16 protein-coding genes are annotated in these 16146 nt (G+C 59.6%); 5 read left to right on the top strand and 11 right to left on the bottom strand.

The annotated features are described in order from the left end of the window. Positions 1–75: 75 nt before the first annotated feature. From dctP to FIV05_RS24425, 6 genes are all read right to left on the bottom strand, one after another. A complete protein-coding gene (gene dctP, locus FIV05_RS24450; protein WP_152511308.1) occupies positions 76–1134 on the bottom strand; it encodes a TRAP transporter substrate-binding protein DctP in 1059 nt (352 codons plus the stop codon). A gap of 27 nt (positions 1135–1161) precedes the next feature. Further along, positions 1162–2655: a TRAP transporter large permease gene (locus FIV05_RS24445; RefSeq protein WP_152511307.1), complete on the bottom strand. Its 1494-nt coding sequence runs from the start codon at positions 2653–2655 to the stop codon at positions 1162–1164. Further along, on the bottom strand, positions 2655–3245 hold the full coding sequence (locus tag FIV05_RS24440; RefSeq protein WP_152511306.1) for a TRAP transporter small permease: 591 nt from the start codon (positions 3243–3245) through the stop codon (positions 2655–2657). The genes FIV05_RS24445 and FIV05_RS24440 overlap by 1 nt, the downstream gene beginning before the upstream one ends. A gap of 160 nt (positions 3246–3405) precedes the next feature. Beyond that, a complete protein-coding gene (locus tag FIV05_RS24435; RefSeq protein ID WP_055659187.1) occupies positions 3406–3921 on the bottom strand; it encodes a flavin reductase family protein in 516 nt (171 codons plus the stop codon). Beyond that, positions 3921–4811: an aldo/keto reductase gene (locus FIV05_RS24430; RefSeq protein WP_152511305.1), complete on the bottom strand. Its 891-nt coding sequence runs from the start codon at positions 4809–4811 to the stop codon at positions 3921–3923. The genes FIV05_RS24435 and FIV05_RS24430 overlap by 1 nt, the downstream gene beginning before the upstream one ends. After that, on the bottom strand, positions 4811–5965 hold the full coding sequence (locus tag FIV05_RS24425) for an LLM class flavin-dependent oxidoreductase (protein WP_152511304.1): 1155 nt from the start codon (positions 5963–5965) through the stop codon (positions 4811–4813). Before FIV05_RS24425 ends, FIV05_RS24430 begins: the two co-directional genes overlap by 1 nt. A 190-nt stretch (positions 5966–6155) precedes the next feature. On the opposite strand from FIV05_RS24425, the gene FIV05_RS24420 reads away from it, so the two are divergent. Then, on the top strand, positions 6156–6866 hold the full coding sequence (locus FIV05_RS24420; protein WP_055659191.1) for a GntR family transcriptional regulator: 711 nt from the start codon (positions 6156–6158) through the stop codon (positions 6864–6866). Positions 6867–6901: 35 nt separating this feature from the next. Further along, positions 6902–8026 (top strand): Gfo/Idh/MocA family oxidoreductase, encoded by a 1125-nt coding sequence (locus FIV05_RS24415; RefSeq protein WP_152511303.1) that lies wholly within the window; start codon positions 6902–6904, stop codon positions 8024–8026. 85 nt (positions 8027–8111) lie between these two features. Here FIV05_RS24415 and FIV05_RS24410 read toward each other — a convergent pair whose 3' ends face one another. Beyond that, a complete protein-coding gene (locus tag FIV05_RS24410; RefSeq protein ID WP_152511302.1) occupies positions 8112–8540 on the bottom strand; it encodes a hypothetical protein in 429 nt (142 codons plus the stop codon). 214 nt (positions 8541–8754) lie between these two features. Here FIV05_RS24410 and FIV05_RS24405 point away from each other — a divergent pair, with 214 nt between their 5' ends. Beyond that, entirely contained in the window at positions 8755–11439 is a 2685-nt protein-coding gene (locus FIV05_RS24405; protein ID WP_152511301.1) for an SH3 domain-containing protein, read from the top strand. A gap of 6 nt (positions 11440–11445) precedes the next feature. On the opposite strand, the gene FIV05_RS24400 is transcribed toward FIV05_RS24405, so the two are convergent. Beyond that, complete coding sequence (locus tag FIV05_RS24400) at positions 11446–11907, bottom strand: Lrp/AsnC family transcriptional regulator (RefSeq protein ID WP_152511300.1); 462 nt, start codon at positions 11905–11907, stop codon at positions 11446–11448. Positions 11908–12011: 104 nt separating this feature from the next. Here FIV05_RS24400 and FIV05_RS24395 point away from each other — a divergent pair, with 104 nt between their 5' ends. Then, the gene (locus tag FIV05_RS24395; protein WP_152511299.1) at positions 12012–13484 is read left to right on the top strand and encodes an aminotransferase class V-fold PLP-dependent enzyme; all 1473 of its coding nucleotides are present in this window, start codon (positions 12012–12014) and stop codon (positions 13482–13484) included. Between the two features lie 16 nt (positions 13485–13500). After that, positions 13501–14289, top strand: a complete 789-nt coding sequence (locus FIV05_RS24390) for a class II glutamine amidotransferase (RefSeq protein ID WP_023000199.1) — start codon at positions 13501–13503, stop codon at positions 14287–14289. Positions 14290–14387: 98 nt separating this feature from the next. Here the strand turns inward: FIV05_RS24390 and FIV05_RS24385 are convergent, their stop codons facing one another. The 3 genes from FIV05_RS24385 to FIV05_RS24375 all read right to left on the bottom strand — a co-directional run bounded on the left by FIV05_RS24385 (position 14388) and on the right by FIV05_RS24375 (position 16138). Beyond that, a complete protein-coding gene (locus FIV05_RS24385) occupies positions 14388–14759 on the bottom strand; it encodes an STAS/SEC14 domain-containing protein (RefSeq protein ID WP_152511298.1) in 372 nt (123 codons plus the stop codon). Positions 14760–14898: 139 nt separating this feature from the next. Then, complete coding sequence (locus FIV05_RS24380; protein ID WP_152511297.1) at positions 14899–15519, bottom strand: HD domain-containing protein; 621 nt, start codon at positions 15517–15519, stop codon at positions 14899–14901. A 49-nt stretch (positions 15520–15568) separates the two neighbouring features. After that, on the bottom strand, positions 15569–16138 hold the full coding sequence (locus tag FIV05_RS24375; protein WP_152511296.1) for a helix-turn-helix transcriptional regulator: 570 nt from the start codon (positions 16136–16138) through the stop codon (positions 15569–15571). Positions 16139–16146: the final 8 nt, after the last annotated feature.

The raw sequence follows: 16146 nt of genomic DNA, 5'->3' as shown, positions 1-16146 counted from the left end.
AGGCACGATTCCGGACCGGTGCAGGTGCTGGGATGTGTCACGCCCTGCAGTGGCAAGGCGTGACACGATGTTTCGTCAGTTCAGATCGGCAGAGCGATTGGCGTTGATGTCGGCTTCGGCCGCGGCCACGGCTTCCTCCAGCGCGCCGAAGATCTCTCCGCCGCGTCCGACATTGCCCTTGAACCAGTCATAGACCGGAGCAGCTGCTTCCTTGAAGGCTGCCTTTTCTTCCGGGGTGGGGACGTAGAGATCGCCACCACCGGCCACGAAGTCCTCATAAGCCTTGATCGACTTGCGCTTCGGTGAGGCGAAAGTTGCCTGCTGCAGGGCGTAGAAACCATCCACCACGACACGGCGCAGGTCTTCCGGCATCGACAGGAACTTCTCGTTGTTCATCCACCACAGCGCGCCCATGTAGGCATGGCCGTCGAGCGTGACATACTGAAGCCCGGCATCCGGGAACTTCATGCCCATGATGTCGGTGATGCCGTTCTTGGAACCTTCGACAACGCCGGTTTGAAGCGAGGTGAACAGTTCCGGCCACGGGATCGGCGTCGGAGCAGCGCCAAGTGCCTTGACCAGTTCCTGCGGCAGGTCGGCCACCACGGTGCGGATCTTCAGGCCCTTGAGGTCTTCCGGCTTGGCGACGCGTTGCTTTGTGTTGGCGAAGTTGCGCCAGCCGCCGGTGTTGCCGATGGTCATCAGGCGGATGGTGTCACCGGAATCTTCCAGTGCCATTGTGCGCATGGTGCGGGTGAATTCGCCGGACAGGACATGCTCTGCAATCCGGTCGTCGCTCATCATGTAGGGCAGGTCGAGAACCTGGACATACGGGAAGATGCCTGCCGCGCCGCCGGAGGTGGAGATGTAGATGTCGATCGCACCGTCGGAAATGCCCTGAAGGCATTCAGCGCCGTTGGAGCAAAGCTGCGTGCCGATAAACAGTTCGACTTCGATGGCACCGTTGGAAGCGGATTCAACGAAGTTCTTGAAAACGACAAGACCGTCGTAGTCTTCGTCGTTTTCGTTGGAGTTGGCGGTTGCGCGCAGCGTGTAGTCCGCGGCAAGCGCGCTCAGCGACGATCCGGCAAGCATCGCCGCGACGGTGAGCGTTTTCAGTGCAGTTTTGAGCATTAGGTTCCTCCCTTAGAAAGCTCAGGATCAGTTGGCAAATCCGGTCAGACGCGGGATCGTCATCGAAAGTGCCGGAATGTAGGTGATCAGGAAGATCACCGCGATTTCCACCGCCAGAAACGGCAGGATGGCTTTGGCAATGGTTTCAACCCGTTCTCTTGAAACCGAAGCCGCAACGAAGAGCACCAGTCCCATGGGTGGCGTTGCCAGCCCGATGGTCAGATTGACGCTCATGATGATGGCGAAATGGATCGGATCGACGCCAAGGTTGACGAAGATCGGTCCGAGAATGGGGCCGAGAATGATGATGGCGGGGCCTGCATCCAGGAACATGCCGACAACGAAGAGCAGCAGGTTGATCAGGAACAGCAGGATCAGCGGGTTCTCCGACAGGGTAAGAACGAACTCCGCCATGATTTCGGGAGCGTGGCTGAGGCTGACGACAGTCTTGAAGGCCATCGCCGCACCGACCAGGAGAAGCACCACTGCAGAGGTTATGCCGGCCCTGTTCAGGACACCCGGGATCTCGGAGACCTTGATGGAGTGCAGAACGAAGAAGCCGATAACCAGCGCGTAGGCAACTGCGACCGCGGCCGCTTCCGTCGGCGTGAAGACCCCCAGCAGAATGCCGCCGAGAATGATGATCGGCGTCTGAAGCGGGGCGACGGCTTTCTTGCACACGACCCGAAAATCTTCCGAGACAGCACTTCTGAGCTTCCACAAGAGCACATGGGAAACCGCCAGGAAGACCGCGAACAGGATGAAGGAAGTCGTCGTTGAAAGGGAAGCGAATCCGGTCAGGTTGATAACAAGGTCCGCGATCACCGTGAACAGGGCAGCCAGGTTTGCCCTCAGCACGACCAAGGAGAACCAGTATTCCACCGGTGCCATGGTCTGGCCGGGATTGACGATCCTCTGTGCTTTGGGAAGGTCGTACTTGTTGGCCATGACCTTGACCATCAGCATCAGGCCGATGCCGACCATGACGCCGGGTACGATACCGGCCAGGAACAGCGCGGCAACGCTCTCGCCCATCACATAGGCATAGATGATCATGATGCCCGACGGCGGAATGATCGGCCCGATCACGGAACTCGCCGCGGTAATCGCCGCAGCAAAGCGCCTTGTGTAACCCTGCTTCTCCATTGCCGGGATCAGCATGGATCCAAGAGCGGAGGTATCGGCAACAGCGGAACCGGACAAGCCCGCAAACAGCATCGACGACAGGATGTTCACATGAGCAAGGCCGCCGCGCAGATGTCCCATCAGGGCCTGGCTGAACTCGACCAGCCGCATGGTGATGCCACCCTTGTTCATCAGCTCGCCTGCGAGCATGAAAAACGGAATCGCCATCAGAGGAAAACTGTCCATGCCGTTGTAGACGTTGCGGTAAAGCAGCGTGATGTCTTTTTCCTGGCCGTTCAGCCAGAGCAACAGGCCAGGGGCCGCCAGAAGGCCGAAGAAGACGGGCAGTCCGATCAGCAGAAAGACGAGGAAGACGGGAAGGAACCAGATCAGCATCAGTCAGCTCCTGCCATGTCGGGATCGGGAATGACCGGCATGCGGTCGGCGCCACCGAAGCTGGTGATGATGTTGCGCAGGATCAGCTCGATGTTGACGAGTGTCAGCAGGAATACACCGACGAGGATGGAAGCCATCATCCAGCTGCGTGGCACACGGATCCATTCGCTGAAGGAAAGGTTGCCCGGAACATAAAGCGATGCGGTTGCGAAACGGCCTCCGAAACCGGTGACTTCCGAAAAGCCGATCTTCAGGGCAACGACGAGCACCACAAGTGAAATAAGCAGAAGGAGCAGGGATATGGCGCTTCCCAGCAGGCGAGGCAGGGAATGGGTGAACATGTCGATGGCAACGAAACCGCCTCTGCGGAACGCCGTTGGTGCCATAAGACCTGTCATCCAGAGCATGCAGAAACGGGCTGCTTCGTCCGGCCAGGGCAGGGCATTGTTGAAGACATAGCGGAACACGACCTGAACCAGGATCGCGATCACCATCAGGGCGACGGCAACGATGCCGATGCCCCGGCCAATTCGCAACAGCAGCGAATTGACGAAGTCGAGCGGTGCAAGAACCGCCAGCAAAATGCCCATTCGGGCTCCTCCCTGGATCAACCGGCCTTCATGTGCGCGAACATGAGAACCGCGAAGCTGATCATGTTAAAAGTGGCGAAGCGGTCTTCTGCGTTCTCCTGAGACAGAAGGCTTCTCACTTTCCTCCAGAACGGGCCGGTCGCCGCCCCGTTTTCCGCCCTTATTTTGGAGCGATTTGTCCGAGTTTGCCTGCATAAAACGTCAGGGCCTCGCCTGAACGCATCTCGGCCTGCAACACCTGCCCAAGAACGATCAGGTGATCGCCGCCCTCATAGGCGGTGAAGCGCTTGCACTCGAAGCGGGCGAGACAGTTTTCGATCAGGGGCACGCCGTTGTCGTCGATCGTATAGGTGAGCTGATCGAAAGCATGGGCATTGCGCACGAAACCGTTGCAGACTTCAGCCTGTTCGTTGCTGAGCACGTGAATGGCGTAATGTTCGGCCGTTTCGAAATACCTGAACCTGCGCGATCCCTTGTCCGGCATCCACAGGACCAGTGCCGGTTCCAGGGAGACGGATGAGAAGCTGTTGGCCGTAATGCCGACGGGGCCGTCGGCCGAGCCAGTGGTCACCACGGTAACACCGGTGGCAAATCGACCGAATGCATCCCGCAAGAGGCGGGTGTTGTCGGCGTCCGGTTCGAAGGTCACGGTATGATTGGCATTCTGCATGGTCATCAGGGCACCTCTGTTCCAAGCGCCGCTTCGTAAAGACGGTACCAGGTTTCGCGATCCAGGCTGACTTTCAGCGCGTCGGAGATCTGGGCAATGCGCTCCAGATTGTTCGTGCCCATGACCGGCAAGAGTTGCGCCGGATGAGCCAGAAGGAAGGCGACCGCGACTGCGGACCGGTCGACACCGGCGTCTGCAGCGATTTCGTCCATCACGGTGCCAAGCTTGCCACTTTCGGAAATCAGCGAGCCACCACCAAGGGGAGACCACGCCATCAGCCGGGTGCCGAGGCGCTGGTGGAATGCGAGGTCGCCATTGGTGAACGGCGCGATTTCCTTCAGTGAGATCTCGATCTGGTTGGTCGCAAGCCGGTTCGACATCGCCGACTGCAGCAGCTCCCAGTCCCAGGGGCGGAAGTTGGAGACACCGACATTCCGCACCTTGCCGCTCTTGACCAGGTCATCGAGCGCAGCGCCGGTCTCGTGATGATCCATCAGTGGATCAGGGCGATGGATCAGCAGCAGGTCGATGGTCTCGATGCCCATCTCCGTGAGGGAGAATTCGACCGACTTCTCGATGTGAGATCGGGAGGTGTCGTAGTATTTCACGCTGGCATCCGAGTACCGTCCCATCGGCGCGACGATGTCGCATTTGGTGACGATTTCCATCTGACCACGCAGAGCCGGATTGGCCTTCAGCGCCCCACCAAGCACGGCTTCCGCGGCATAGCCGCCGTAAATGTCAGCCTGGTCGAAGGTCGTGATGCCCTGGTCGAGACAGGTCTGGATCTTGCGTTCCACGTAAGCGGGTGACGTGTCGCTGTCGTCGCCGATGCGCCACATGCCGTAGATCAGCCGGGAGAATTCCAGGGTTTCAGAAAGTTTCACGCGGTCCATTAGCGGCGCACTCCTTGGCCAAGCGGGGTTGCCGGCGTTTGAGCCGGCACACGACCATAGGCGTGCGGCAGGGAACATGTCTTCAGATTCGGCAGGACCCTGGACCCGAAATGCCTGGCTTCTTCCAGGTGCGGATAGCCGGAGAAGATGAAGGCGCGAATGCCCATCTTCTGATAGGCCTCGATCTTGGACATCACCTGATCGGTTGACCCGACCAGCGCTGCCCCGCAACCGGACCGCGCCCGGCCGACACCCGTCCACAGGTTCGGTTCGATGTAACCGAATTCATCGGCGATCTCGCGGTTCTTGGCCTGATGGCTCACCCCCAGCGACCTGGCATCCAGTGCCCGTTCGCGAATGGCGGTTCCCTGGGTCTCGTCAAGTTTGGAGACGATATAGTCCGCGTATTCCTGCGCTTCCTTTTCCGTGTCGCGAACGATCATGTGCACGCGCAGGCCATAGTCGAGTGTGCGGTCGTATTTCTCGGCGACCGCGTTGACCGCCTTCATCCGGCCTTCCAGTTCCTCGATCTTTTCCGGCCACATCAGGTAGACGTCGCAATGTTGACCGCAAAGGTCCAGCGCATCCGGAGAATAACCTCCGAAATAGAGCAGGGGCCCACCGGTCTGGTAAGGCCGGACGGGGTCCGTGGTCAGGCCCTTGAAGTTATAGACCTGGCCTTCGTAATTGATTTCGTCCTGCGTCCAGGCCTGCTTCAGGATCTCCACCACTTCCCGCGAACGCTGGTAACGATAGCTGCTGTCGGCCTGCTCGCCCGGAAAGTCGGACGAGATGATGTTGACCGTCAACCGGCCCTCGAGCATGTGGTCCAGCGTGGCGATGGTCCGCGCCAGCATGATCGGCTGCATCTCGCCGCAGCGAACCGCCGCCAGCAGGTTGATCTTGTCGGTGATCGGCGCACAGCCGGCGACGAAGGACAGGGTGTCCTGGCCAACCTGATAGGACGACGGGCACAGGATGTTGCGGAAGCCCTGCTGCTCGGCTGTTTTCACGATCGAAGAGCAGTGCTCCCAGGAGGAACGCAGATGGCCTTCGGGTACGCCCAGAAACTGATAGTCGTCGGAACACAATGCGGCGAACCAGGATACCTCCGCTGCATCAAGATCCGGTGACGTGACTGGGACTACGGTCATGAAGTGCCTCCCTTGGACCATCTTGTCGAATACCGAAACCCGCATGCGCCGACATGGGCGCGATTGAGGTTTCGCTATTTTCGTTTGTTTTCGAATGGCTTCATTCTGCCTTCGATTTCTTCTTGCATATCACCCGTTTTGATGTAAATCAATAGTGTATCAATTTTGAAAACGAGACCTTCGAACCGCCATGCCAACCGCCTCGCAAACCTCTACCGCGCTGCCGTTATACGTGCAGATAAGCGAGCTTTTGATCAGGGATATCGCGGCCGGGCGGCTGATCGACGGGGAGCGGCTGCCGCCTGAAAGGGACATGGCTGAGGAGCTTGGGATCTCCATCGGAACCCTTCGCAAGGCACTCGCCGACCTTACGCAAAAAGGCTTACTCGAGCGGATCCAGGGGTCGGGAAACTACATACGGCAGGGCGGCACCCATGAGAGCGTCTACGCCATGTTCCGTCTGGAACTCCTGACCGGAGGTGGTCTGCCGCGCGCGGATATTCTGGACGTAAAGCGCCTGGACAAGCCGGACGATCTGCCGCTTTTCGGTACCAGCGCCGAAGGCACCCGTATCCGCCGGCTGAGGTTCCTCAACGATGTGATGATTGCGGTGGAGGAAATCTGGCTCGACGGCGACGCGGGATTCGTCCGGCGCGAGCTCCTGTCGGACTCGCTTTACCGCTTTTACCAGAAACACCTCGGGTTCTGGATCGTGCGTGCAGAAGACCGGGTGACCATCCGTGCGCTGCCGGACTGGACGCCGGAACTCTTTCAGAAGACGCCCGGAACTCTCACAGGCTTTGTCGAACGGTTCAGCTGGGCGGATCGCCCCAAGCCGGTCGAATATTCGCGAACCTGGTTCGACACGGACCGGGCGCATTACGTGCAGCGCTTGAAATAGGTGGACGAGAAATGCCACCGCGCATGGAGGACTGAATGCCTGCAAAGGTAAGATATGGTGTCATTGGCTGCGGGATGATGGGGCAGGAGCACCTGCGCAACATCGCACTCCTGCCCGACACCGAAGTAACGGTGATCTTCGAGCCGGACGCCGGAATGGCGGAAGCGGCAGCGAGATTTGCGCCTCTTGCGCGATTTGCCAATTCCGTTTCGGAACTGCTGGAAGTGGACGAACTTGACTGCATCCTGATTGCCAGCCCGAACCACTGCCATGTACCGCAGATGGAAGAAATTCGCCGCAAGCGCCCGTTGCCGCTTCTCGTCGAAAAGCCTCTCTTCACCGATCCCAAGGATGTTGCCGAGCTGGAGGCTTTCAAGGCGTCCTATCCGGCGCCGGTGTGGGTGGCGATGGAGTACCGCTACATGCCGCCGATTGCGGCGTTGATCGAGCAGGCGGAAACAGCCACAGGCGGCATCAAGATGCTGACCATCCGCGAGCACCGTTTTCCGTTCCTCGACAAGGTCGGCGCATGGAACCGGTTCAACCGCTACTCCGGTGGTACATTCGTTGAAAAGTGTTGCCATTTCTTCGATCTCATGCGGCTGATCATGCAATGCGAACCAGTCCGCGTGATGGCGTCGGCCGGCCAGGATGCCAACCACAAGGACGAGGTGTACAATGGCGAACAGCCGGACATTCTCGACAATGGCTATGTGATCGTCGACTTCGAAAACGGTGCTCGGGCCATGCTGGAACTTTGCATGTTTGCCGAAGGCTCCCGCTACCAGGAAGAAGTGTCGGCCGTTGGCCCGGACGGCAAGATCGAAGCCTTTGTGCCTGGGCCCGGACGTTTCTGGCCAGAAAACCTCGGCGAACCGCCGGTGCCCCAGCTAGTCGTGTCGCCCAGGTACCCGAAGGGACCGCGTCAGATCGATATTCCGGTTGACCCGATGATCCTCGATGCAGGCGACCACAACGGCTCGACATTCTATCAGCACGAAGGCTTCGTGGCTGTGGTACGCGGTGAAAAGCCGGCACCTGAAGTGACGCTTGAAGACGGATGGCGGGCCGTGGAAATGGGGCTGGCGGCACAGCAGTCTGCCCGTACGGGTCAGGCCGTGACGCTACGATCTCAGGCGCTTTCCTCCGTCGCCTGCTGACAAGACGATTTTCCTCTGGAAACCTGGCCGGTACGACATTTGTCGTGCCGGCTTTTTTCTTGCCGACCCGGTAGGCGAGAAAGGGCTACCAGCGTTCCTTCGGCAACAGGGACTGCACGTTGTTGGAACTGAAGCCATCCCGTCCGCGCCGCAGGTTGATAGCGCGGATCGGCACCTGGTATTCTCGGCCCGTGTCCGACTTCTTGCACTGCTGTTTCCGGTAGGCGAAATTGTCCGGCACGTTCCTGTGGTTTTGCACCAGGACGCAGAAGACGTCGTAGCGGCCGTTCACGGCCACGTCCCGCCGCGCGCCCTGGGCAACGATCACCTGCATGTGGCGGGTGAAGGCCTTGTCGAAAAGCATGAAGTTGCAGTAGGGCTCGCTGCCGTTGGGTGTGCGCGTGCTCTGGCAATAAAATATCTCTGCCCAGGCTTTCTGCGGAGCAACGAGCGGGAAAGAGCCGATCGAGACCAAGCCCGCCAATACGGCTGCCAGAGCGTAACGCTTCACCATTCCCTTAAACTCCTGGTCGAAATGCAGTTTTTTTCAACGTGATCTTGCGGATAGAATATCACTCCACGTAAGATTTACCCGTGACGCCCCTCACAGGGAATAGGCGTGACGACGAATTTTAGCTTGCCTCGGGAGCGCACAAGTTCCCGTCACGTGCACAGACACATGCACCGACATCGACAGGGTAGGTTGAACCGGCCCCCGGGAGGTCCCAATGCGTAAGTCACTTTCCGTTCTTTTGTCTTCCACTTTGATTTTGCAAACGGTTTTCGTAAACGGCGTGCTTGCCGCCCCGGCCCTGACGACCGCCAATGTCAATTTCCGGCAAGGCCCGGGAACGAACTTCGGCTCACTGGGCACGGTGCCGTCCGGCACGCAGGTGGAAATGGAGAACTGCGATGACAGCGGGGCCTGGTGTTCGATCAGCTACAACGGCCAGAACGGGTTTGTCAGCGGACAGTATCTTCAGCTTAGCGAACCGGAACAGACGACCGGCTGGCCGCGGTCTTTCCAGACCGACGCCGGGGCGACGCTGGTGCTCTACCAGCCGCAATTCACCGAGTGGGACAACTTCAAGACCCTGAAGGCGATGGTGGCAGCGGAATACATCAAGGACAAGGATGCCAAGCCTGTCTTTGGCGTGATCGGTGTCAGCGGCGCGACCGTGGCCGACCCCGACAAGAGCGAGGTTGACATCAACCAGATCCAGGTAACGGAACTGAACTTTTCGGCTTTGGACCGGGAATCCCTCACTGACCTGTCGCTCCAGGTCGGCAAGATCATGCCGACCGGCACGATCACCGTGAAAGAAGATCGGATCACCGCGGGCCTAGCCGAATACAAGCGCATGGAGGATGTCCAGGGCCTGAGTTCGGAAGCACCGCCTATTTATGTCTCCACCGAGCCGTCCATTCTCGTGCAGACAGAAGGCACGCCGATCTTTGCGCCAGTCAAGGGTGATCAGGGGCTCAGCTTCGTGGTCAACAGCAACTGGGACATTCTGAAAATCGACGAGAGTGGCGAACTCTATCTGCGCGATGAAAAGTCCTGGATGAAAACCAAGGATGTCTCGGCAGGGTGGGAAGCGGTCGACAAACTGCCGGATCTGATCGGGTCTCTTCCGGATGACGATAACTGGAAGGAAACCCGGGAAGCGATCCCGGGGGAACCGTTTGCGGACAATACTCCGCCGAAGGTGATCTATTCAGACACACCGGCCGAAATGATCGTCTTTGACGGCGAGCCGGCTCTGGAACCGGTGGATGGCACCGATCTGGAATGGGCGTCCAACACCGAAAGCGACGTGTTCTTCCTGAAATCCACGTCTACCTGGTACATTCTGGTATCCGGCCGCTGGTTCAAGTCCACCTCGCTCGACGGGCCGTGGACCTTCACCACTCCGGACATGCCCTCCGATTTTCAGAACCTGCCGGAAGACGCGCCTTACTATTCGGTCCGTTCGTCCATTCCAGGCACTTCTGAAGCCTCGCAGGCACGGCTGAAAGCCAGCATTCCGACAACGGCTCGCGTTGAGGTCGGTTCCGTCAGTGCGGATGTCTCCTATGCCGGCGATCCGGAATTCGAGCAGATCGACGGCACGTCGATGTCCTATGCGGTCAATACCAGCGACCAGGTGATCCAGGTCGGTGCGAAATACTACGTGCTGCAGGACGGTGTCTGGTTTGTCGGAGACAGCCCGGAAGGACCGTTTACGGTTGCCACGGCGGTTCCTGACGAGATCTACACCATTCCGCCGTCTTCCCCGGTCTACAACACCACCTATGTGCGCATCTACGACAGCGAACCGGGAGCGGTCTGGTACGGCTACACGATGGGCTATCTGGCTGGGTTCCTGTCCTGGGGCGTCTTCGTTTACGGCACAGGCTATTATTATCGGCCCTGGTACCGTCCGGGACTGCGCCCGATCTACTTCCCGCGTCCGGTGAGCTACGGGATCGGTGCCTTCTACAATCCGGTCCGTGGCACTTTCGGACGCTATGGCTATGCCTATGGTCCGCTGCGCGGCATCGCCGGCGGTGGCATCTATAATCCGCGTACGGGCGGCTACATTCGCGGTGCCGCCATCAGTGGCCCCCGCGGCAGTGCAGGCTTCATCAGTGCCTATAATCCGCGAACCGGCAATCGTGTCGTGGTTGGCGGAGCCCGGGGCATTTACGGCTCCTGGGGCGGCAAGGTCGTAAGCGGGCCGGAATGGTCACGCACGCGCGATATTCAGGCTGGCGCCGTGCAGCGCTGGAAGCAGGACGGCAATCTGGGCCGTGTAGCGAACCTTGATCGCCGTGGAGATGTCTTTGCCGGCCGGGATGGTAGCGTCTATCGCCGCGATGGCGAGAAATGGCAGAAATTCGAGGGTGGCCGTTGGGGCGAAGTCGCTGCGCCCTCCCGCGAGGCAATTCAGGACCGCGTGGGTGACATTCGTGCCGGACTGGCCGGGGGAGCGATCGGCGCCGGTGCAGGGGCAGCCCTTGCCAACCGCCCCCTTGGCGACAAGATCCAGAACCGGCCGAACGTTCAGCGCCCGACCAACCTGCCTGCAGGCCAGCGCCCGAATATCGAGCGTCCCAATGTCCAACGCCCGAATGTGGAGCGCCCAAACGTCCAACGCCCGGCGCAACGGCCCAATGTTCAGCGCCCCAATGTGCAACGACCGAATATCCAGAAGCCGAATGTGCAGCGACCGGCGACCCGTCCCGCCACACGTCCGGCGGCACGACCCCAGGCGCCAGCACACCTGAGCAGGGACAACCGGGCGAGAACGGCAGGCAACCGGCAGGTCAATCGGCAGCGCAACGTTCAGCGTTCACGTCCTCAGGCACGCCCGCAACGTCATGGCGGCGGTGGCGGTGCGCGCAGGGGAGGTGGCGGACGCCGACGCTGAGCAAACCTAGATTGGAAGGTCGCGGGCATCCGCGATCGATTCCATGGTCATGTACGACGTGACCGTGTCCAGGTCGACCTTCTCGATCAGGCGCAGATACACCCGGTCGAAGGCATTCATGTCTTCGGCCACCACTTTCAGCATGTAGTCGTAATCTCCGGCAATCCGGTAGAAATCGATCACGTTCGGAATCGCCACCACTTCCCCCCTGAACCTTTCCAGCCACTCCTTGGAATGGTGCCGGGTTCGTATCATCACGAAGACTGTAAGGTTCAACCCGAGCTGCGCCGGGTCCAGCCGGATCGTATGTCCTTCAATCAATCCGCTGTCGTACAACGTTTTCAACCGGCGCCAGCAGGCGTTCTGGGAAAGACCGACCTTGTCGGCAAGGTCTCTTTGCGAAAGACGTGCGTCGCGTTGCAGGGCGCGCAGCAGCGCGCGATCAATATGATCGAATTTTTTCTCCATGTTCGATCACTTGACACGATCTGGAGTGTAAAACAATCGAATGAGGTGAAGATATCCCAATGAAAGGGGTCGTATGATCCGAAAAAGGCGTTTCGGAGCACAAGATGACCCAAATCCAAATAACAGGCACGGCACTCGATCATTTCATCGAAGAACTGAAATCTCCGGACCTGATTTCCCGCCTGCGCGCGGGATTGATCGGCGAGGGGGCAGCCATCTCAGGTCCGTTCGGCGAGCGCGAGCTGATCTATGCCGACTACGTCGCCTCCGGGCGGGCTCTGCGTCAGGTCGAGGAATTCGTTCTGGAAGAAATCCTGCCGGTCTACGCGAACAGCCACACCGAGGCTTCCTACTGCGGCAGTGCTATGACGAGGATGCGTGAGGCCGCGCGGTCTGAAATCGCCCGCATTTGCGGGGCCGACCAGGGCTACGCGACGGTCTTTTGCGGCTCGGGGGCAACCGCGGGCCTTAACCGGCTTGTACATCTTCTTGGTGTTTCGGCCGCCGCAGAGCGGGGCGAACAGCCACTCGTTGTGATCGGTCCCTATGAACATCACTCAGACATTCTGCCCTGGCGCGAAAGCGGAGCGGAGGTGATCGAGATAGACGAAGCGGAGACTGGTGGTCCTGATCTTGCCGAGCTAGAGGATGTCTTGCGCAAGGCAGGTGCCGGCCGGCTGATTGTTGGAGCGTTCTCGCTGATGTCCAACGTAACAGGCATCGTTACCGACGATGTGGCGGTCACACGCATTCTGAAGCGTTACGGCGCGCTCAGCGTCTGGGATTGCGCGGGTTCCGGCCCTTACCTGCCGGTTGATATGAAAGCCGGCACGGATGCCCGGAAGGATGCGGTTGTTGTCTCGCCGCACAAGTTCATCGGTGGTCCAGCCGCGTCAGGGGTCATGATCGTGCGCAAGGAAGCTGTCAGCAAGGCGACGCCGGTCTTTCCGGGCGGAGGAACGGTACGCTTCGTCTCGCCCTGGGCTCACGACTATTCAGACAATCTTTCAGCCCGTGAGGAAGCCGGAACACCGAACGTGATCGGCGATATTCGGGCAGCGCTCGCCTTTCTGGTCAAGGAAGCCATCGGGCAGCGGCTCATGGACGAGCGGAACGCCGCCTGGCGCGCCAAGGCGCTGGCCGTCTGGCGTGACAATCCGGCGATCGAGATCCTCGGAAACGACAATGCTCGTCACGCGCTTCCCGTGTTCTCGTTCCGTGTGAAGGATCTGGAACGCGGAGGCTATGTGCACCAACAGCTCGTCACCCGCATGCTGTCGGACATCTATGGCATCCAGGCTCGTGGTGGCTGCGCCTGTGCCGGGCCCTATGCCCATCGGTTGCTGGATATCGGTCCGGAACAGTCCGAAGCGTTGAGGGCCAGTATTCTTTCCGGTGAAGAACTGAAGAAACCCGGCTGGACACGGCTCAATTTTTCAGTGCTCATGACAGTAGACAAGGCGGACAGGATCATTGCCGCCGTCGAAGATCTGGCGCTGCATCCTTATCCGGCCGCGGATTACTACGCGTGCGATGAAACCACGGCCCGGTTCAAGGCCATGCAAGACGCTGCTTGAAGGACACCAAGTCGACATGTGCCGCTGGGCTGCCTGGAGCGGAGCTCCCAAATACCTGGAAGAAGTCATTTGCGATCCGGCGCATTCGCTGATCGACCAGAGCCGCAACGCGCTGTCCTGCAAGACATCGGTCAATGCCGACGGGTTCGGCGTTGCCTGGTACGGCGACCGGGACACCCCTTGTGTCTACAAGGACGTCCGGCCCGCCTGGTCGGATCCAAACCTGTTGCAGATCTCCAAGCACATCCGGTCTCGCCACTTCCTGGCACATGTGCGCGCCTCAACCGGAACGGCGACCACGCGGGACAACTGCCATCCTTTCACGTTCCAGCGCTGGACCTTCATGCATAACGGTCAGGTCGGCGGCTACGACAAGGTGAAGCGTCGCCTCGACAACATGATCCCGGACGACCTTTACCGCGACCGCATTGGCGGCACCGACAGCGAAAGCCTGTTTCTGGTCGCGCTCGCCTATGGACTCAATCTGCACCCGCGCGCGGCCATGGCGAGAGCTGTGTTCGAAGCAGAAGCCCTGTCCAAATACGCCGGAACGACGCCTCACATGCGTTTTGCTGCCGGCTGGTCGGATGGTGAAACGCTCTATGCCGCCCGCTATGCGTCGGACAACCTGGCGCCGACGCTCTATTACCGGGTGTATGACGACGGAGTGATGGTGGTGTCCGAACCGCTGGATGAAGCCCGCGGATGCTGGATGGAAGTGCCTCAGGGCCAGATGATCGAGGTCAGGGACGGCAAGGTGAACCAGGTTGCCTTCCTGAGTGATGAACAACTCGCCGACGCCTGAGGTTCCGGACTGACCTGCCAGGACTGACCTGCCAGAACTGAATTGCCAGATGAGACTGGGCAGCAGCCTCAGAGGCGGAAATTGCTAACGGCATAAGCTCATACTGGCGTTTCGATCCAGTGCCAGGCGATATCGATTTCATCCCGGTCGAAGTGTTTTTCCTGAATGCCGACCATCCGTGCAAACGTGGCGTCGATCGCAACGAGGGCGGCAAGCAACTTGCTGTCCGTAACGATGGCGATCTTGTTGAGATGCTGCATGTTGGCAAGCACCCACCGGATGTCCGTCTTGGCAGCCTCGAAGGAAACGCCGACATGATCGCCAAGAACGACCAGAACGCTGATCTTGCCCTGATCTTCAATCATCTCCTCGGCCTTGGCGATCAGGTTCTTTTCCTGATCAATATCGATTTTTCCGGAAATCTCGACACCGAGAACGGCACCCTGGCTGCGGGGCAGAATGGTGTACATGCTGGTTCCTCCGGCAGTGACTGAACGGCACAACCAGAAGGGTAAACCCAAACACGAAAAATAAGAACCTGCATGACCTTTTTTGCTGACCGCCCGGCAAGGCACCAGGCACCCTTGAGCGGCAAAGTCGATTGTGCAATCAGGCGATTTCCCGTCCGGCGTCCGTCATCATGGCGCGGGTCATCTCGTCGACTTCGTCCCGCAACTGACGCGTGAGGGCACTGCAATCGGTGCGATCACGGCCGTAACCCAGGTTGAACTCATAAAATGGAGGTGCTTGCCTTGGCATCAGAACGTGCTGAAGCATGGTCTCCAGCTTGTCGAACGCCTTGGCAAGTCGGGCTTCAGCGGTTCGTGCCGCTGCATACTCATCCCAGAGCGAGAGCAGCTCGCCAGCCACGTCACCCGGCAGCGGTTTGCACAAGGTCAGGAAGTCCCGCCTCTCGCGTTCCTGCCGGTCGTCGCCCAGCGTCTGGAGCGGAGCGGGGACATCTCCGGAGATGGCTTCGCCCAGGTCATGCACAAGCGTCAGCTTCAGGAGTTTGAGCAAGTCGATTTCTTTCAGCTCTGGTTCGAACAACAGAACCATCAAGGCCAGTCGCCAGCTATGTTCGGCAGTGCTCTCCGGCCTGCCGCCGGTTGTCGTTCCCGAGCGAAGCGTGTCCTTCAGCTGCTCTGCAGCCTGAAGGAAGTCCAGCAGGCCCGTCAGTCTGGTGTGGGAAATTTCAGGAAGATCGAGGGAAGGGGGCGTCTTTGTCATGGTAGCCAGATTATTGCGGGCCACCGCGCCAGGCGAGTTACCGCATAATTTATGCGGCATCCTGTTCTTCACGGACCAGCCGCGCAAACCGTCCGTCTGACAGCGGCAGGCGCGAAATCCGGATGGTGCTCTCCGGGATGGTCATTTCCGGGAAATCAACGTGTTCCGTTCGGTAGACAATGTCAGGAGCATCCGGCTCGAACCAGCCAAAGTCGGTCAGTCTGTGCTCTGTTGCCCGAATGCCTTCGGACGCAAAACGCCACAGGGGCCGGTTCAGAAAATCGTTCACCGGCGCGCGCCATTCGCAGGCACGCGGAACGGACATGGCCAGCAGCCTGTGTGTGAGGTCGCAGACCAGATGCACGGGAACCGCGGACCGGGAGACAAGATCAAGCAGGGCCTTGTCGGCGGCGCTCTCCGGACGTGCCCTCAGCAGACGGGTGATCTTCGCCCTGTCGCTGTCATCCGGCTGCGACTTGCCGCTCTCCCAGCGCGATATCCTCGTCTGCGAGACGCCGAGTTCATGTGCCAGGGCTTCCTGCTTGACCCGGTTCAGTACGCGCCAGCGCCGCAGCGACGGACCAAGACTGGTTTCAAGAACGGCGGTTTCTGTTTGCATTGTGCAAG

Origin of the sequence: Labrenzia sp. THAF191a, assembly GCF_009363335.1 — a bacterium.
In the GTDB taxonomy this organism is placed as follows: Bacteria; Pseudomonadota; Alphaproteobacteria; order Rhizobiales; family Stappiaceae; genus Roseibium; species Roseibium algicola.
This window is presented reverse-complemented; position numbering and strand designations above follow the sequence as displayed.